This window comes from Bacillus sp. JHAA (assembly GCF_036961585.1).
GTDB lineage: Bacteria > Bacillota > Bacilli > Bacillales > Bacillaceae > Bacillus > Bacillus velezensis.
This window is the reverse complement of record NZ_JBAMDE010000003.1, coordinates 197,162-214,171: the sequence shown is the minus strand read 5'-3', so window position 1 is coordinate 214,171 and position 17,010 is coordinate 197,162. Positions and strand designations below refer to the sequence as shown.

At 46.1% G+C, this 17,010-nt stretch carries 18 protein-coding genes; 3 read left to right on the top strand and 15 right to left on the bottom strand.

From position 1 onward, the window contains the following. Positions 1-185 precede the first annotated feature (185 nt). The 7 genes from V7728_RS08480 to V7728_RS08450 form a co-directional block, all read right to left on the bottom strand. Positions 186-2,105: a stage V sporulation protein D gene (locus V7728_RS08480; protein WP_003154438.1), complete on the bottom strand. Its 1,920-nt coding sequence runs from the start codon at positions 2,103-2,105 to the stop codon at positions 186-188. A 113-nt stretch (positions 2,106-2,218) separates the two neighbouring features. Continuing rightward, positions 2,219-4,363 (bottom strand): penicillin-binding protein 2B, encoded by a 2,145-nt coding sequence (gene pbpB / locus V7728_RS08475; RefSeq protein WP_072589074.1) that lies wholly within the window; start codon positions 4,361-4,363, stop codon positions 2,219-2,221. Between the two features lie 6 nt (positions 4,364-4,369). After that, on the bottom strand, positions 4,370-4,723 hold the full coding sequence (gene ftsL / locus V7728_RS08470; RefSeq protein WP_015239815.1) for a cell division protein FtsL: 354 nt from the start codon (positions 4,721-4,723) through the stop codon (positions 4,370-4,372). A gap of 39 nt (positions 4,724-4,762) precedes the next feature. Continuing rightward, positions 4,763-5,698 carry a 16S rRNA (cytosine(1402)-N(4))-methyltransferase RsmH gene (gene rsmH, locus V7728_RS08465; RefSeq protein WP_007409704.1) on the bottom strand — a complete coding sequence of 312 codons (936 nt, stop codon included), beginning with the start codon at positions 5,696-5,698 and terminating at the stop codon, positions 4,763-4,765. Positions 5,699-5,767: 69 nt separating this feature from the next. Continuing rightward, positions 5,768-6,199: a division/cell wall cluster transcriptional repressor MraZ gene (mraZ, locus tag V7728_RS08460; protein WP_007409703.1), complete on the bottom strand. Its 432-nt coding sequence runs from the start codon at positions 6,197-6,199 to the stop codon at positions 5,768-5,770. Between the two features lie 125 nt (positions 6,200-6,324). Then, complete coding sequence (gene bshC, locus V7728_RS08455; RefSeq protein WP_015239813.1) at positions 6,325-7,944, bottom strand: bacillithiol biosynthesis cysteine-adding enzyme BshC; 1,620 nt, start codon at positions 7,942-7,944, stop codon at positions 6,325-6,327. A gap of 86 nt (positions 7,945-8,030) precedes the next feature. Beyond that, entirely contained in the window at positions 8,031-8,912 is an 882-nt protein-coding gene (locus tag V7728_RS08450) for a 2-dehydropantoate 2-reductase (RefSeq protein WP_223252789.1), read from the bottom strand. A gap of 162 nt (positions 8,913-9,074) precedes the next feature. On the opposite strand from V7728_RS08450, the gene V7728_RS08445 reads away from it, so the two are divergent. After that, positions 9,075-9,557, top strand: a complete 483-nt coding sequence (locus V7728_RS08445; RefSeq protein ID WP_007409700.1) for an N-acetyltransferase — start codon at positions 9,075-9,077, stop codon at positions 9,555-9,557. A 39-nt stretch (positions 9,558-9,596) separates the two neighbouring features. Here V7728_RS08445 and gerR read toward each other — a convergent pair whose 3' ends face one another. From gerR to V7728_RS08430, 3 genes are all read right to left on the bottom strand, one after another. Further along, positions 9,597-10,172: a sporulation-specific transcriptional regulator GerR gene (gene gerR, locus V7728_RS08440; RefSeq protein ID WP_015239811.1), complete on the bottom strand. Its 576-nt coding sequence runs from the start codon at positions 10,170-10,172 to the stop codon at positions 9,597-9,599. Positions 10,173-10,329: 157 nt separating this feature from the next. Continuing rightward, a complete protein-coding gene (rpmF, locus tag V7728_RS08435) occupies positions 10,330-10,509 on the bottom strand; it encodes a 50S ribosomal protein L32 (protein ID WP_003154457.1) in 180 nt (59 codons plus the stop codon). 21 nt (positions 10,510-10,530) lie between these two features. Beyond that, positions 10,531-11,049, bottom strand: a complete 519-nt coding sequence (locus tag V7728_RS08430; protein ID WP_007409699.1) for a YceD family protein — start codon at positions 11,047-11,049, stop codon at positions 10,531-10,533. Positions 11,050-11,257: 208 nt separating this feature from the next. Between V7728_RS08430 and V7728_RS08425 the strand changes: the two genes are divergently transcribed. Next, a complete protein-coding gene (locus V7728_RS08425; RefSeq protein ID WP_061581563.1) occupies positions 11,258-12,505 on the top strand; it encodes a nucleotidyltransferase in 1,248 nt (415 codons plus the stop codon). An 18-nt stretch (positions 12,506-12,523) separates the two neighbouring features. Here V7728_RS08425 and V7728_RS08420 read toward each other — a convergent pair whose 3' ends face one another. Further along, complete coding sequence (locus tag V7728_RS08420; protein WP_020955778.1) at positions 12,524-13,546, bottom strand: SepM family pheromone-processing serine protease; 1,023 nt, start codon at positions 13,544-13,546, stop codon at positions 12,524-12,526. A gap of 5 nt (positions 13,547-13,551) precedes the next feature. Further along, the gene (locus tag V7728_RS08415) at positions 13,552-14,331 is read right to left on the bottom strand and encodes a patatin family protein (protein ID WP_007409696.1); all 780 of its coding nucleotides are present in this window, start codon (positions 14,329-14,331) and stop codon (positions 13,552-13,554) included. A 179-nt stretch (positions 14,332-14,510) separates the two neighbouring features. Here V7728_RS08415 and ylbJ point away from each other — a divergent pair, with 179 nt between their 5' ends. Beyond that, on the top strand, positions 14,511-15,737 hold the full coding sequence (ylbJ, locus tag V7728_RS08410) for a sporulation integral membrane protein YlbJ (RefSeq protein WP_099566730.1): 1,227 nt from the start codon (positions 14,511-14,513) through the stop codon (positions 15,735-15,737). Between the two features lie 18 nt (positions 15,738-15,755). On the opposite strand, the gene coaD is transcribed toward ylbJ, so the two are convergent. From coaD to V7728_RS08395, 3 genes are read right to left on the bottom strand one after another with little or no spacing between them, the layout of a single operon-like run. Further along, the gene (gene coaD / locus V7728_RS08405; protein WP_007409694.1) at positions 15,756-16,238 is read right to left on the bottom strand and encodes a pantetheine-phosphate adenylyltransferase; all 483 of its coding nucleotides are present in this window, start codon (positions 16,236-16,238) and stop codon (positions 15,756-15,758) included. 4 nt (positions 16,239-16,242) lie between these two features. Further along, positions 16,243-16,797, bottom strand: coding sequence for a 16S rRNA (guanine(966)-N(2))-methyltransferase RsmD (gene rsmD, locus V7728_RS08400; RefSeq protein ID WP_025284692.1), 555 nt, complete (start codon positions 16,795-16,797; stop codon positions 16,243-16,245). Continuing rightward, on the bottom strand, positions 16,797-17,006 hold the full coding sequence (locus V7728_RS08395; protein WP_007409692.1) for a hypothetical protein: 210 nt from the start codon (positions 17,004-17,006) through the stop codon (positions 16,797-16,799). The genes rsmD and V7728_RS08395 overlap by 1 nt, the downstream gene beginning before the upstream one ends. Positions 17,007-17,010 lie beyond the last annotated feature (4 nt).

The window sequence follows — 17,010 nt, the reverse complement described above, 5'->3', positions numbered from 1 at the left end:
CTCTCAGAAATTCTATTCATTCTTTTATCATGATAACCGTTTATAAAAGTCAGAATGGCTTTTAAACATACAGTTCATATTTTAGCGTAAATAAAAGGATACATCCAGTTAATCTTAAAAGTTATCTTCTTTTTTTCTCTTTATGATAAGAGGCAGCCGAAAACAATCGGCTGCCTCAAAAAGACTCATTCTTCACTCAAGTAAACACGGATCTTTGAGCCTTCTTTTACTTTCGTTCCGGCTGCAGGTGATTGTTTCACAATTTTGCTTCCTTTTCCTGAGGAGTCAATATTCAAATTGACAAGCAGCGACTCAAGATCAGAGACAGACATCCCTACAACATTCGGAACCTCTATTGTTTTTGTGTCGTTCCATTGATATTTTTTCTCGATTTGATTTTTTCGCGGTTTCACGCCGAGCTCAGGCAGACTGTCTCTCATCATATTTCCGACAATCGGCGCGGCGACGGTTCCCCCGAATTGAATCGTGCCTTTCGGATTATCAACCGCGACATACACGACAAGGCTCGGGTCATCGGCCGGCGCAAAACCGATAAAGGAGACGATATGGTTGTTTTCGAGATATTTGCCGTCTTTCACCTTTTGTGCGGTACCTGTTTTTCCGCCGACGCGATATCCTTCCACAAAGGCATTCCGCCCCGTTCCCTGAGCGACGACGCTTTCTAAAGCATATCTGATCTGCTTTGACGTTTCCTGGGAAATAACTTGCCTTTTCGCAATCGGCGATTGTTTCTTAACGGTTTTTTTCGTAACGGGATCAACCCACTCTTTGGCAATAAACGGAGTATAAAGCGTTCCGCCGTTTATTGCTGCGGAAACGGCTGCCACCTGCTGAATCGGCGTGACGGAAACCCCTTGTCCGAAAGCGGTTGTCGCCTGTTCGACCGGGCCGACTCTGTCAAGCGGGAATAAGATCCCCGTTCCTTCCCCTTGCAGATCAATGCCTGTTTTCTTTCCAAAACCGAAGTCCTTAATATATTGAAACAGCTTTTGTTTTCCGAGCCGTTCCCCCAGCTGTACAAACCCGGGGTTGCAGGAATTTTGAACGACTTCAAGATAAGATTGCGAACCGTGGCCGCCCTTTTTCCAGCATCGGAGGCGGGCGCCGTCGACCTCGGCAAATCCTTTGTCATAAAAGTGGTCTCTTTGCAAGTTTACTTTTTGCTCTTGAAGAGCCGCCGCAAGCGTAATAATCTTAAAGGTCGAACCCGGTTCATATGTGCTCCATACCGGCAGGTTCCGGTTGTAAACGGACGGATCCACCGATTGATAGTCAGCCGGATCAAAATCAGGACGGCTTGACATGCCGAGCACTTCCCCGTTTTTCGGATTCATTGCGACCGCAATCATTCCGTCCGGGTTATATTTCGCCGCTGCATTGTCGAGCTCTCTTTCTATAATCGTCTGAACCTTGGCGTCAATCGTCAGTTTCATATCAAGTCCGTCTTTCGGAGGGGTGTAATCATCCGCTTCATCAGGCATTTTCTTCCCCTTGGCATCCGTATAAAATTTCACGGATCCCTTTACACCTTTTAAGTCATCATCATAATAAGCCTCCAAACCGAGAAGACCCTGGTTATCAATACCGGCAAAACCGAGAACATGGGACAAAAAGCTTCCGTACGGATAATGGCGGATGCTGTCTTCAGCCACATACACCCCTTTTAAGTCGAGCGCTTTGATTTCTTTCGCTTTTTTATTGGAAATTTTCCGCCCCTCGGGTGAGATTTTTTCTATGGAGGTTTTCTTAGTAATGTGTTTGTAGACCTTCTCTTCCGACATATTTAAAACTGACGCGAGAAGTTTGCCCGTTTTTATGGGATTTTGGATCTGGCGCGGTACGACAAAGACGGTCGGCGCGCTTTTATTAGTAGCCAGCTTCACGCCGTTTCGGTCAAGAATCTCTCCCCGCTCAGGCTCAAACGGCAAATTCCGGCTCCAGGAATCCTTAGCCAGTGAAGTCAGCTTTTCTCCCATCACAAATTGGACATAGCCTAATCTGCTGTCAATGATCAAAAAAATGATTACGCCAAAAAGCAAAACCAGTAATAAACGTTTTCGAACCGTTACATTTGAAACGCGCAAGGGACCGTCCACTCCTTATTTAGGCTTGTTTCAATTTATGCCTCAGCTTGGACACATAGAACGGCGGCGCATAAAAAAGAAGCCCGCGGGCATCCGCGGACTTCTCTGTCCCGTTAATCAGGATTTTTAAATTTCACCTTGATCACGGTATTTCCTTTCAGTTCTTTGCCTTTTTTCACACTTTGGCTTGAAGCGTAACCTTCACCGCTCACATCAATGTGAATGCCTGATACTTTGCTGAATTGAAGCACTTCCCGCCTCGACCATCCGGACATATCCGGCATCGTCATCTTTCCGTCTGTTTTTAAGAAGATTTTCTGATTGGTGATCACATCTTCTCCGGCTGTCGGATACTGCTCTTTTACGGCAACATCGCTGCCGATGACAATCGGTGTGAGATGTTCATTTTTCGCTTCCTTCTCAGCGCTCTTGACCGTCTTATCTGTCAGGTCAGGCATCTTTTGGCTTTTCGTTTCTTCCTGACCGGAATCTGTTTTTTCCGTCGGTTCGATATTCATGTAGTGGAGGCTGTTTTTCATCGTCGGGTTAAAGATTTCCGCGACAGGATCAGAGCTGCTTTGCCCCGCTTTTAATTGCGGCTGCTGCACGGCTACATAGATGACAAGCTTAGGATCATTTTTCGGCGCCATGCCCATGAATGAAAACACATAGTTGCTCGTTCCTCTTAAATATCCGCCCGTCCCGGCAATTTGTGCGGTTCCCGTTTTACCCGCGACGTCAAATCCTTCAATTTTATAAGGTTTTCCGGTTCCGATGTCTGACGTCACGACTTCTCCGAGCAGATTCCGGACTTTTTTAGCCGTATCGGCTGAAATCGGCGTGCCTGCCTGCTCTGGTTTTGTCTGCTTGACGACTTTTTTCGTATCGGGGTCGACAATATGATCAATGACGTAAGGTTTCATCATTTTGCCGTTATTGGCAATCGCCGTGACGGCCTGAAGCTGCTGGATCGGCGTTATCGCCGATGCTTGGCCGTAAGCCGTAGACGCTTTGTCAAAATCATATTTGTAGTTAATTTTACTTGATACTTCACCGGGCAGATCAATCCCTGTTTTTTGATAGAGCCCGAATTTGTGCAGGTACTCATTAAACCGGTCAAACCCCAGTTTTTCGTTGGCCAGTTTGGCGAAAGCAACATTCGATGACCTCATGAGGCCGTCATGGAAGCTTGTCATACCCCAACCGGCGCCATCGTTCCAATCTTTAACAGGTTTGCCTCCCACTTTATATGTTCCTGATTTATATTTCTCGTTTGCAGAAAACACATTTTCCTGAATCGCCGCGGCAAGCGTAAAGATCTTCATCGTTGAACCCGGTTCATACGCGTACGACACTAAGTCGTTGTAATAATTGGTGACGTTTCTGATATTCGGGTCAAAACTCGGACGCTGCCCCATCGCAAGCACTTTGCCTGTTTTCGGTTCTACGACAGCCGCCATAATTTTTTTCGGTTTATATTTTTCCGCTACTTTCGTCATGCTGTCTTCTAAAAAGGTTTGAATTTTCTGATCAATGGTTAAATATACATTGTCACCGTTTTTAGGTGCGGTGATTTTTTCTTTGCTGTTCGGAAGTTTCCAGCCGGATTTATCACTTTCGTAAGTGACGGATCCGTCGCGTTCCGTCAGATAGTTGTTCAGTATTTTTTCAAGCCCTAAAGAGCCTTGTATCTCGTTTGTTTTTTCATTCACATCGGCATACCCGAGAACATTTGACAAAAATACGCCGTTCGGATAGTAGCGCTTCGTATCTCTTAAGAAAGAAATACCCGGAAGATTCATTTTTTCGATCTTTTGTTTTTTCGCATAAGAGATATCGCGGCCGGCTGAACCGAATTCCACCTGCTTCGCGCCATCCCTGTTTAAGATGTCCAGAATCTCGCTTTTATCAAGATTGATAACGGTCGCCAGTTTTTCCGCCGTTTTCTCTTTGTCTTTGACATGCTGAGGATGCTTCGGATCACTTGTCATTTTTTTATCAAGCACGGCAATGAGCTTATATGTCGCCGTGTCCTCTGCAAGCACTTTGCCGTTCCGGTCAAGAATAGAGCCGCGGCTCGCTTCTATCGTCCGCTTTTTTTCGTGCTGCTCGGTCGCTTTTGTTGCAAGTTCTACACCGTTTGCTTTACCAGTTAATTGAATGTACGCCATTCTCCCGAGAATGACAAAGAAAAAGAGAGCGAAACAAATACTGAGTATCGCTGCTCCTCTGTTCATAAACTTATTTTTTTTCGGCATGGGTTATCATTCCTGTATGTTTTTCACTTTTTTATCTTTCAGATTCAAACCGTGCTTTTTAGCGATATCCATCAGGCGCTGCGGCTGGCTTAAGTCAGCAGCCGTCTTTTCGAGATCACCGATCTGCTTATTCTTCTCAGATACTTTCTCCTCCAGTTGTTGCACCTCAATATTGGATTGGTACGCCGCGTATGCCTTTGATACGATAAACATTGATGTGGAGAGAACGGCAATGGCAAACAGGACGAGCAGCACCTTTTCCCCGAGTGTAATGGAAGCCCTCTTTTTGACAATCACCTTTTTTTCGGGACTTATCACTGGCCGTTGTTGTTTTTCCTGCTGGTAAGCTAAGTTGCTCATAGGCTGATGACCTCCTTTAATGTTGTCATTTGCTGCCCGTTATTTTCGTTTCTCCGCAATGCGGAGCTTCGCTGACCGGGCGCGGTTATTTTCTTCAAGCTCCTCTTTTGATGCCGTAATGGGCTTTCTTGTAATCAGTTTTAATTCCGGTTCAAATTCTTCCGGTATCACAGGAAGACCCGGAGGCAGTTCGGGAAGTGATGATTTTTCCTTGAATGTCGTCTTGCACATTCTGTCTTCCAGCGAGTGAAAAGTGATCACAGACACCCTTCCGCCCGGCTTCAGCACCTCTATCGCTTGCAAGAGGGCCTCTTCAAATACTTGAAGCTCGTCGTTTACGGCGATTCGAATGGCTTGGAATACACGTTTGGCCGGATGACCTCCGCTTCTTCTTGCCGGAGCCGGTATCGCGTCCTTTATTAGATCGACCAGTTGGCCGGTTGTTTGAATAGGCGATTTTTCTCTTGCCTCTTCAATTTTTCGGGCGATCTGCTTGCTGAATTTTTCTTCTCCGTATTTAAAGAAAATCCTCACAAGGTCCTCATACCGCCATTCATTTACGACTTCTTTCGCCGTAAGGGCGGCCGACTGGTCCATCCTCATGTCCAGCGGTGCGTCATGATGATAGCTGAATCCCCGTTCCGGTGTATCAAGCTGCGGAGAGGATACTCCTAAATCAAATAGAATTCCGTCGACACTCGTAATGCCGTGTTCATGTAAACACTCTTTTAAATAACGAAAGTTGCTTTTCACCAGAATGAGCTGTCCTTTGTATTCGGACAATGTTTTCTTTGCGTTTTCAAGTGCCGTGTCATCTTGATCAAAGGCGATCAAGCGTCCTTTTTCCGATAATTGCTGCAATAAATATGTACTGTGCCCGGCGCCGCCAAGGGTGCAGTCCACATAGGTTCCGTCCGGTTTGATATTTAAACCGTCGACGGTTTCACGAAGAAGTACTGTCTTATGCTGAAACATTTGTGTCGGTCCCACCTTTATCAGAAATGAATTGAATTGTCAGTTGTTGTTGTGATGCACGAAGATCCATTATATATCAAATCCAATCATGTTTTCAGCAATTTCAGCGAATGAATCTTCTTGCTCTTCTGTGTATTGTTCCCATATTACCTTACTCCACAATTCAATTCGATTGGAAACCCCGATGACAACACATTCTTTTTCCAGTTTTGCGTAATTCAGAAGAGATGACGCAATATTAACCCTTCCCTGCTTGTCCAGTTCGCATTCGGTCGCACCGGAAAAAAAGAATCGGGTAAATGCGCGGGCGTCTTTTTTGGTGAGCGGCAGAGCCTTCAGCTTTTCTTCAATCAGCTTCCATTCATTCATCGGATAGCCGAAAAGGCATTGGTCAAGTCCTCTTGTCAGCACAAACTGCTCACCGAGGCCTTCTCTGAATTTTGCGGGTACGATCATGCGGCCCTTTGCATCAACAGTATGCCGGTATTCACCCATAAACATGATAAGGACCCCCACTTTCTCCCCTAAACTCACCACTATCCGCCACTTCTCTCCACAACCTCATTTTACACTGTTTACACATAAAAAAAAACCCTGAACTATTCAGGGTTCTTTAAAACTTTATTTCAAAGTTTGACAATCTGATGTTGGTTTTGAAAAGAAAATGGCAGATGTTTGAAGGTTGTGAAGAATTTTGGACCGTAGCGGTTCAGATAATACATCACATTCCAAATCCGTTCCTGCGGAGCGCCGAGCGGTCTGATGCTGTTTTGGATTCTTTCATAGTCACGCAGCACAAAGCCTTCTTTTTCTTCAATTCTTTTCGTTACCGTCCGTTCTAAAAACAAGAGCTGATCTTGAATGAAGGCGGCATTCTTCTGTAAGAGCGGCTCAAGGCTTGAATCGACCTTCAGCGCTTCGTCCCTTGCGCGTTTATGGACAGCTTCAATCTGCGACTTCGCCTGTTCCATTACAGAAGAAAACTCTTCCGGAATCTGCTCTTCAAAATAAGTGTCTTTCAGGTGTCCGGTGCCGTGTTCGATCGCTTCCTGAAGCGGGATATTCCGTTCTGAAAGCTTCTTTTCAATATGGCGCTCTAAAATCGTAATGTTCAGTCTCGGCATTACCGGGGTCATGCGAAAGCCCATTAATGAGAAAGCCCGCTTCAGCTCACCCCAATAATTGATCTCCCCCGGTCCCGCGATAAACGCCAGAGTCGGGATGAGAAACTCCTGCATAAGCGGCCTTGTCACAACGTTATTGCTGAAACATTCCGGTTTTTCTTCCATATGGGTATGAAGCTCGTCGTTCGTCCACTTCAGATCAAGCTCCTTAATGACAAAAACGCCGTTTTCTTTTTCAATTAAGAAACGCTCTCCCTCGTGTTCGTAAAACAGATTGGCCTGATCTTTGTCCGATTCAATAATCGGGTGATAACCGGCTTCCCGCATAAGACGCTGCTGGTCTGACACGGCTTTGGCAAGCTCATGATTGTGTTTTAAAATCTGCTGAAACATACCCGTTTCCAGCTTTTTAATCCCCGGATCTCCCGAATTCATCAGAATAAGGCCTTCTTCTTGAAACAAGTCGGCGATCAACAGTTCAAAAAAGTCCGTGAATGTCTCTGATGAGCGTAAACATCGCTTCACGTTTTGAAGGAGTGTGTTTGTGTGATCCGTCTCCTCAAAAGCAGCGAACACTTCATCAATCCAAGCCGCGCATTTTTCCTGATCAAGCTCGGTTTTAGCCGCCGATGTTTTTTTCCAGTACGACTGCGGCAGTTTCTGTTTCACCGGACCTTTATTCTCTGTTGACGTATGCACAAAATTGATTTCTTCCAGATCGTGATCTTCACCCGCCACCCAGAAAATCGGAACGACAGGAATCTGCAACGCCTCTTCCTGCTGTCTGGCAAGTACGATAATGGAGATAATTTTATGTATGGTGTAAAGAGGCCCCGTTAAAAGACCGGCCTGCTGGCCGCCTACTACCGCTGCGCTTTTTGGATCTCTCAGTTTTTCGATGGAGGCCTGCATGGCGGCGGAGTGAAATTTTTCGTGATAGGAGGATAAATAATCCGCTAATTCTTCTCTGGCAAACGGCCGCGAAGACAGGTCATGAAGCCGCTTTTGCCATACGTCCTCTGAATGAATATCATAATCAAAAAATGAAGACATGTTTTCTCCATCTATATAGTGCTGCACAAACTTATTTTGACTTTTGATGGAAAGTTCAGTTAGCTGCATCTGTCTGGAACTTCCTTTCTCCAATAAATAGTTAGGTTTCCGAAATGAGTATAGCATGTTACCGGAAAACCTCAAAAGACTTTGTTTCAGTTTCTTTCTAACGCTTTTATGCTGCGGTGTAAAAATGGGAGATGAACGGCCGGCAATCCGCGGCTTTCCGCTTCTTTTACAAGGTAGCCGATAATCGCATCGGCCTCTGTCCGCCTGCCTGCCATGATATCGACGAGCATGGAGGAATGATTTTTTTCCGTCAGTCTGCAAACTTCGCAAACCTTGTTCCACGCTTTTTCTCTATCGGCGAGGCCAAGTATTGTCTCCGCTTCTTCAAACACGTTTCTCATATATTTTTTGTAAGCGTCATTTGTTACCAGCTCTCCGTTTTTCACGCGCAGCAATGCAGTTAACGGGTTGATGCATACATTTATGATCAGTTTTCCCGTTAAAAGCCGATACCAGTCGTTTTCATCATATACGGGAAAATCCCGGTGCATGCCGGAAAAGATGCTTTGGAGCGTTTCCGGCCGGGATGCGCTGAATACACTCCATCTTACGGCTCCCGCTCCCGTATGTTCAACGGCATGATCTGATATCTTTTTTGCTCCGTGCTCAACAGTGCCGACATAAAGCGAATGATCCGTATGCCAATCTTTAATGTCGTGTATGTGTCCCATGCCGTTTTGCAAAAACAGCACATTCGTCCCTTTTATCGTCTCAAGATCCCGCAACACAGCACTTAGCTGGTGCTGTTTAACGGCTGCGATTAAGAGGTCGAATCCGGAAGTGATGCCTGTTTGCGCTCTGCATGCCGCCGTACATTCTATTCCGTCTTTCAAAAGCCGTATACCGCCTGAGTTAATCGCATCAGCCTGCTCCGTCCGCCGCGTAATGACCGTTACCTGATGGCGGGACGATAAGTAGTAAGCACATAAAAGGCCTACCGCTCCGCCGCCGATAATTCCGATTTTCACACTGTCACACCCTATATCTGCATTTTTCCATATTATCATAGCAGAAGCCGCCGCAAATTACTTCAATTTCGTTTTGAGCAAAAAGACTGGCAAGCATATTATAGTTGGAATTTTCAATTAAAGCGTTTACAATAATGGTAGAACACAACAAAGGGGGAGTTTGTGTTGAAAATAGAGCGACTGCTCATCAACTTTAAGACACTCGAAGAATTTAAAAGGTTTAAGGAATACGGGATGCAGGAGCTGTCGATGCTTGAAGATCTTCAGGATAATATCATTGAAAATGACAGCACCTCGCCTTTTTACGGGATTTACTTCGGGGATAAACTAGTGGCGAGAATGAGTTTATATCAGGTAAACGGAGGCGCGAATCCGTATTTTGATCACCGTCAGGACTTTTTGGAACTTTGGAAGCTTGAGGTTCTTCCGGGCTATCAAAACAACGGATACGGAAAAGCGCTTGTTGATTTTGCAAAATCCTTCAGAATGCCGATCAGGACGAATTCACGCATGAAATCAGCAGATTTCTGGGATAAGATGAATTTTGAGCCCGTTAAATATGATATGGCGCGTGATAAAGGAGAAAATCCTTATATCTGGCATCCCGATATGGACGGTGAAATGACATCCGGAGAAACGGCATAATAAAAAACCGGCGGGGCGCCGCCCCCAGGCCGGTTCATTTTACAGGCTCTGCGCCGATTTTCTGTCGTCTTCTTTTGAATTGACCATCCTTCTCGCTCTGTCCATAATATCAATTAACGCTTTATAATCTTCTTCCGTCATCTCCAGCTTGTTTCTCAAGCTTTCATTTTCCTCACGCAGATCCTCGACTTCTTTTTGCAGCGCGGTCAGCTGTTCTGTGAGTTTTTCTTTTTCATGACGCATATCCGCTGCGGCTGGCGACTCTTTAAATTGCTGCAGAAACAAAATGACATCATCAATGGACAGCTCTTTTTCTCCTTCAGCCCTGCGGATCGGAGGCTGTTTGACGGTTCCCGGCAGATTGGCGGAATGCACCCCGATCTGCTTTCTTAATTCCTTCCGCTGTTTTTTCGCCAGTTCTATCCCTGACTGATATTGTTTTCTGACATAAGAATTCCATCTGAACCCGCAGGCGGCAGCCGTTCTCGTCAGCGCTCTGCCGACTTCTTCAAAAGCGGAAAGCTGGGTCCCGCCTTCCCGAATATGCCTGAGCACCACTTCTGCCAGCAGCAAATCTTCATCTTGCGTCCACGCGTCTTGTCTCGTTATCGTCAATCGTATCTCCCTCCATATTTGCTCATTTACCTCATACATATGCCGCTGATAGATTAGATAGACTACTGGGGCTCACAATTTTTTCGGCGGGAGCAGGCTGGAGGGGCAAAAAAAAGAAAAGCGCAGGAACCGAGATTCCCGCGCTTTTCTTCATACATTAATTGCTTTTAACATTTATGTCTTTGCCGTTGTATGATCCGCATGCTTTACATACACGGTGAGACAATTTCATCTCTCCGCATGACGGGCATTCTGTCATACCAGGTACATTTAGTTTGAAATGTGTACGGCGCAATCTTTTTTTCATTTTAGAAGTTCTTCTAAAAGGTACAGCCATTATTCCCACCTCCTTAAAGAGTTAAGATTCATCATCTTGTGTTAAGAGCTTTTTCAGATCCGCAAGTCTGGGGTCGATTTGATTTTTCTTGTCTTCCTCAGAAATCACTTGCCAATCTTTCCCCACTTGGGGAGCGGCTCCTTCTTTTTGTTCAGTTTCACAAAAGACTTGCATAGGAATTTCTAAAAGAATCTCTTCTTTTATGATCGGAGTTAAGTCGACGGTATCGTCTTCAGCAAAATGAACGTCCTCATCTTCTATATCATCCGACTTATGAAATCTAAACAGTTCTTTTGTCGCGATTGTAAATGGATACGGCACATCAACTAAAGTTCTTGAGCACGGCAAAACCATTTCGCCTGAAATCGTAAAGTCAAACGAAACTTGCTTGGATTCAATCTCCGCGCGGCCCTTCACCCGGACGGGAGAAATGCGGCGGATGTCAGAATTCAATTTTGTCAGCTCATTTAACTCAACTGTTTCATCAAATTCAAAGCTCTTTTTCGCCATTTGATGAAGCTGATAAATCGTCCATTTCATTTGTATCACCTCAGGAAAGCAACAAACATGATTATAGCTTTTCAGAATGTTTTTGTCAATATTTTTTCTTTACAGCATAATGCCGCCGTCATGCAATCGTTGACAGCCGGATAGGCTATGCATACACTAAACGAAACGGACTAAAATATGCACTTCATTTGCAAATGTACCACACGAAGCAAAACATAGCAAGAAAGGCGGGACAAATATGAAAGCAGTCGGCCTGGTTGTTGAATATAATCCCTTTCATAACGGACACCGCTATCATGCGGAACAAGCAAAAATCAAAACGGACAGCAGCGTCGCGGCGGCGGTGATGAGCGGCCCTTTTTTGCAGCGCGGGGAACCGGCCGCCGTCTCAAAGTGGGCCCGGACAAAAATGGCGCTGGAAAACGGCGTGGATATCGTCATTGAGCTCCCTTATATATATGCCGTACAAAAAGCGGAATTATTCGCGCGCGGCAGCGTTTCGCTTCTTCATCATTTAGGATGCAGCAGCTTGTTTTTCGGCAGCGAAAACGGGCGGATCGAATCCTTTCTTGAAGCGTCTGAAGCGTTCAGCCGAAAGGAAGATGACTGCAGCCTGATTCTGAAAGAGGAGCTGAAAAAGGGTCTCAGCTATCCGGCCGCCGCCTCAAAAGCTTTTTCACACATATTCAAAGGGCGGGACATGCTCGATTTGTCCAAGCCGAACAATATTCTCGGTTTTCACTACGTTAGAGCGATACACACCTCCGATTCCGCTATGAAGCCTTATACGACAGCCAGAATCGCTTCCCAATATCATGACGCCGAGCTTCCCGGAGATAACAGCCGGATAGCCAGCGCAACAAGCATCCGGAAAGCGCTGATAGAAAAAGGAACGGCGGCCGCAAGGAGCTTTCTCCCGGAAGCGTCTGCGCGTGAGCTGGAGGCATACAGAAATTCATACGGCATATGGCACAGCACGGAAGACTATTTTTCATATGTAAAATACAGCCTCAGCACTCTTTCCGCTGAAGAATTGAGCCGAATCTATGAAGTGGAAGAAGGCCTTGAGCACAGAATTCTGCGCACCATCAGACAAGCCCGATCCTATCGCGAAATGATGGAACGATTGAAAACAAAACGATACACGTGGACGAGGCTGCAGCGGATAAACACGCACATTCTGACACGGACGAAAAAAGAAGACATGCATCGGCTCTTAAAGCCTTCAAGCGCTCCTTATATCCGTCTTCTCGGAATGACGAAAAAAGGACAGGCGTACCTGTCGGCAAAGAAAAAAGAGCTTACCGCACCTCTCGTCAGCAAGCTCTCTTCTTTCTCTCATCCCGCTCTGGATCTGGACATACTGGCGGGACGGGTTTACAGCCTGCCGATAAACGAACCTGAACGCACATTGTTTGAGAAACAGGAATTTTCACAAGCGCCGATCCGCTATGATGAAGACGAAAAGCGTTTTTTGAATGCGTAAAAAAAGCACCTGTCTGTATCAGGTGCTTTTTACTTTCAGCTGATCCAAATAGTCAAGTGCGTCCTGCATGGTGTCGACAGGGACGATTTTCATATCGGACTTGATTGCTTTCGCCGTTTTTACCGCATTTTTGTAATCAGAATTTTCAGCTCCGTTTTGATTCGGCGCAAAGAAAATATCTTTTCCCGCTTTGTCTGCGGCGACGACTTTCTGATCGATTCCGCCGATCGGTCCGACTTTGCCGTCCACGTCGATTGTCCCCGTTCCGGCTATATTATAGCCTTTTGTTTCGTCAGGTTTTGTCAGCTGGTTGTAAATTTCTAAAGACATCATGAGACCCGCAGAAGGCCCGCCGATGTTTTCAATGCTGAAATGAAGATCCGGCTTCACTTTCACGTTCCGGTCCGTATATAATGCGACACCGATTCCCGCTCTTTTCGGGTCGTCCGGGAATGATTTCAGCACAATGTCAACGGTCTTTTCTTTCGTGTCCCGTTCAATGTGAAACGTTACTTTTCCCCCTGCTTTTTTGCTGCTGATATAATCAATCAGCTTTTCAGCGGATTCGTATGTTTTCCCGTCCGCGCTGATGATTTTATCACCGACCTCTATTTTTCCTTTTGCCGGCATGTCAGAGACGACTGAGCTGGCATAAATTCCGTTAAATGAGTATTTCACCTGTTTCCCGGCTTTTTGATAAGCGGCAATGACCGCGTTTTCTTGGGAGCTTTTCATCATTTGCAGCTGGCGCTTCATATAATCCGAGTCCGATTCGCCCTCTTCTTTTATGCTTTCATCAGGGACGATTTCTTCGTAAGGATGCACTTTCGCCCAAAGATATGTATACGGATTGGCGGGGCCTACTTTGACAGTCATCAAGGAAAGGCTTCCTTTTTCAGGATAGCCTCCGTCCACCTTAATCAGCGGTCTCAGCTCTGATGCTTCTCCCGGCTGTGTGATGTAATACGGAAGCTTAATAAATGTAACAGCGATTAATAAGATCAGGATGATAAACACCCAGCGAAAATGTTTTGCTTTCATATGAGTTAGCCCTCCCAGTTCTCTATTTCTTGTTTAATCCGGCCGATCATCCGGTCTGCGGCTTCTTCGCCCGCTGTGATCATATGATCAATGTTGGCAAAAGAACTTGAGCTGAATGATTCAAGAGAAGGGCGGATCATGACGTCTGCGGCAATGGTCTGGTGACGGACCAATTCATTTTGCAGTATATCCATACTTTGCATGATTACATCAAAAATATGTGCCGCCTTTTCCGTTTTTTTCACCCGGGATACGTCAGAGGCGATGACGATATCAGCACCCATATCTTTTACGGCGGAAACCGGGATTCTGTCGACCACCGCGCCGTCGACTAACATACGTCCGTTCATTTTTTGCGGGACGAAAACGCCCGGTATGCTGATGCTCGCGCGGACGGCTTCGGACACTGAACCTTTCGTAAAAACGAGTTTTTCGCCGGTCTGAAGGTCGCAGGCCACGATGCCGAGCGGGATCCGCAGTTCTTCTATCGGCTTGCCGTACGTATAGGCATGAACGAGCTGCCTGATGCGGTCTCCTTTTAAAAATCCGAGCTTCGGCATCGTATAATCCGCGTACAGCCGCCGCTTAAATGCTTTAGCGACTTTTTTCATCGTGGCCACGTCATGCCCGGCCGCATAAAAGCTTCCGACTAATGCTCCCATGCTGCTGCCGGCAATCATATCAATTGGAATCTGATGCTTATGTAAACTGGATAACACTCCGAGATGAGCGATGCCTCTTGCCCCTCCCGAACCTAACGCTAACCCGATTGTAGGTTTGGCCAACGCGACGAACCCCCTAATAGACATCCTATACATGAATTCTATGGTCTAAATTGAACCCCTATGCTCGTATATTAGTACAGGATGACAAATAGGTACTTGCCCGGCCGCCTTTAAGGTCTGTTCTATATTTTATCATGATATAAATGTCAGTGTGCAATTTTAGCATCGGGGAGGTAAGAATGAATTTGTCTAAGTTTCATACATTTTTGATTTCATTGTTTTTCATTTTTTTGACGGCTACGGTTATTTCACACCCTCAGGCCTCATTCGAAGCCTCCAAAACCGGTCTTTCCATGTGGTGGGAGGTAGTTTTTCCTTCATTGCTTCCGTTTTTTATTCTATCTGAGCTTTTAATCGGATTCGGCATTGTCAAGTTTGTCGGCCTTTTACTCGAACCCTTTATGCGTCCCATTTTCAGAGTGCCGGGGGTCGGCGGATTTGTACTGGCTATGGGCATGGCTTCAGGCAATCCGGCCGGCGCGAAGCTGACTGCACGGCTGCGCCAGGATAAACAAATCTCCAGAGTAGAGGCTGAACGCCTCGTCTCTTTTACCAATTCATCCAATCCGTTATTTATATTCGCTGCTGTGGCAGTCGGCTTTTTTCATAACGCGTCTCTCGGCATTCTGCTGGCATCGGCTCACTATCTCGGAAACATCGCCGTCGGCCTGACGATGCGTTCATACGGACGGAAAGAAGAAGCGGCGTATACCGGTAAAAAGACGATCGCTCTCCCTTCTCTGAAGGAAGCATTTCTGGCCCTCCACAAGGCGCGGCTTTCGGAAAAGCGGCCGCTCGGAAAAATTTTGGGCGACGCCGTCACCTCTTCTGTACAAACCTTGCTGATGGTGGGCGGTTTTATTATATTGTTTTCGGTTTTCAGCCGGTTATTATCAATCGTACAAGTCATGGATGTGCTTTCTGTATTTACAAACGCGCTGCTTTCGCTTTTTCATCTTCCGGCAAATCTGGACATCCCTCTTATCAGCGGAATGTTTGAAATTACACTTGGGAGCAAGCTGGTCAGTGAAGCTGATGCCGCCTTGCTGCCGAAAGCCATGATTGTGAGTTTTATTCTCGGGTTCAGCGGCCTTTCCGTACAGGCCCAGGTAGCCGGCATTTTATCGGAAACAGATATCCGCTTTAAACCGTTTTTCGCGGCGCGTATCCTTCAGGGCATTTATGCCGCACTCTTTATTCTCTTACTGTGGAAGCCGCTTTACCTTGCATTGGACGAACCTTACCAGTCCGTATTCCTCCCTTTCCGCGATCAGGACGCGGTATCTGCTGCCGTCAGCGGATGGAATACACTTGTTGAAACCGGTCCCGCCATCACGCTGACAGCTCTCGCCGTATACGCATTGATTTATTGTTACAAGCTGTCAGCACGGACAAAAAAAGGATGAGACGCCAATCAGCGCTTCTCATCCTTTAAATTTCTGCATCAGCGCCTGTTCAACTTCCGGAGGAACAAACTCTGAAACAGGCCCGTTATATTTTGCGACTTCTTTTACGATGCTTGAACTTAAAAAAGAGTACTGATTGTTCGTCATCATAAAAAAAGTTTCTATTGATTCGTCGAGCACGCGGTTGACGGAAGTCCCCTGCATCTCATATTCGAAGTCAGAAACGGCTCTGAGCCCCCTGATAATCGCCTTCGCCCGCTTTTTTTTCGCATAGTCGATTAACAGTCCCTGTGACGTCTCGACCGTAACATTCGGTATGTCTTTTGTCACTTCTCTTAACAGCTCACATCGTTCCTCAACTGTAAACAGCGGCTGCTTAGAAGAATTATTGAGCACGCATACGTACACCTGCTCAAACACGTTTGCCCCCCGTCTGATAATGTCCAGATGTCCGTAGGTGACGGGATCAAAACTTCCGGGACATACAGCTATACTTGCCACATCATTACCCCCTATTTCGGTATATCGTCACTCCTGTAAGCCCGTAAATTTCCCTTCTTGTTACAGAAAGCGCGCCGACGGCTTCAGGAAGCGCAACGGCTTTATCATGCTCGGCTACGACAAAACCGTCTTCATTCAGCATGTTCTGCTCATCAATCATTTCGATAAGCGCTTTCAGCTTTTGTTCCTTATACGGAGGATCTAAGAAAATTCCGTCAAAACCTTTTTCCCGTTTCGCCGCGGCATAGAGGGCCCGCTCTGCTTCATTGCGGTATACTTCCGCTGATGACAGCAGATCAAGCGCTTTGATATTCGCTTTTACCGTTTGGATGGCTTTGAAATCACGATCCACAAAGATACAGCGGTCAAATCCGCGCGACAGCGCTTCAATCCCGAGACCGCCGCTCCCCGCAAACAAATCCAGCCCCGTTCCTCCGTCAAAATACGGGCCGATCATATTAAAAATAGACTCTTTTACTTTATCCGTCGTCGGCCTTGTTGATGTGCCCGGCACAGCCTTTAAGGCTCGTCCTTTTCTTGAACCGGAAATTACTCTCATTATTCACACCACTTTTTCTGAAAACTTTGATGTTTCTCATCGGCTGAGCCGTTATGTATCAAAACAATCCCTATCTTATCATAAAGCATTCTTTCAAACAATGAACGTGAAAAACGTGTATACATATTCACATTCCTGTCAAGACTACGTGTAACAGCATCAATGAATGATGTTGTTGCCAACCGCGGAGAAGACTTACGTTTCCCCATAAGT

What these genes read in the sequence shown, in the direction of transcription:
- pbpB (WP_072589074.1), bottom strand. Translation starts at nt 4,363, where the DNA reads ATGCCGAAAAAAAATAAGTTTATGAACAGAGGAGCAGCGATACTCAGT.
- ftsL (WP_015239815.1), bottom strand. Translation starts at nt 4,723, where the DNA reads ATGAGCAACTTAGCTTACCAGCAGGAAAAACAACAACGGCCAGTGATA.
- rsmH (WP_007409704.1), bottom strand. Translation starts at nt 5,698, where the DNA reads ATGTTTCAGCATAAGACAGTACTTCTTCGTGAAACCGTCGACGGTTTA.
- mraZ (WP_007409703.1), bottom strand. Translation starts at nt 6,199, where the DNA reads ATGTTTATGGGTGAATACCGGCATACTGTTGATGCAAAGGGCCGCATG.
- bshC (WP_015239813.1), bottom strand. Translation starts at nt 7,944, where the DNA reads ATGCAGCTAACTGAACTTTCCATCAAAAGTCAAAATAAGTTTGTGCAG.
- rpmF (WP_003154457.1), bottom strand. Translation starts at nt 10,509, where the DNA reads ATGGCTGTACCTTTTAGAAGAACTTCTAAAATGAAAAAAAGATTGCGC.
- V7728_RS08430 (WP_007409699.1), bottom strand. Translation starts at nt 11,049, where the DNA reads ATGAAATGGACGATTTATCAGCTTCATCAAATGGCGAAAAAGAGCTTT.
- V7728_RS08425 (WP_061581563.1), top strand. Translation starts at nt 11,258, where the DNA reads ATGAAAGCAGTCGGCCTGGTTGTTGAATATAATCCCTTTCATAACGGA.
- V7728_RS08420 (WP_020955778.1), bottom strand. Translation starts at nt 13,546, where the DNA reads ATGAAAGCAAAACATTTTCGCTGGGTGTTTATCATCCTGATCTTATTA.
- ylbJ (WP_099566730.1), top strand. Translation starts at nt 14,511, where the DNA reads ATGAATTTGTCTAAGTTTCATACATTTTTGATTTCATTGTTTTTCATT.
- rsmD (WP_025284692.1), bottom strand. Translation starts at nt 16,797, where the DNA reads ATGAGAGTAATTTCCGGTTCAAGAAAAGGACGAGCCTTAAAGGCTGTG.
- V7728_RS08395 (WP_007409692.1), bottom strand. Translation starts at nt 17,006, where the DNA reads ATGGGGAAACGTAAGTCTTCTCCGCGGTTGGCAACAACATCATTCATT.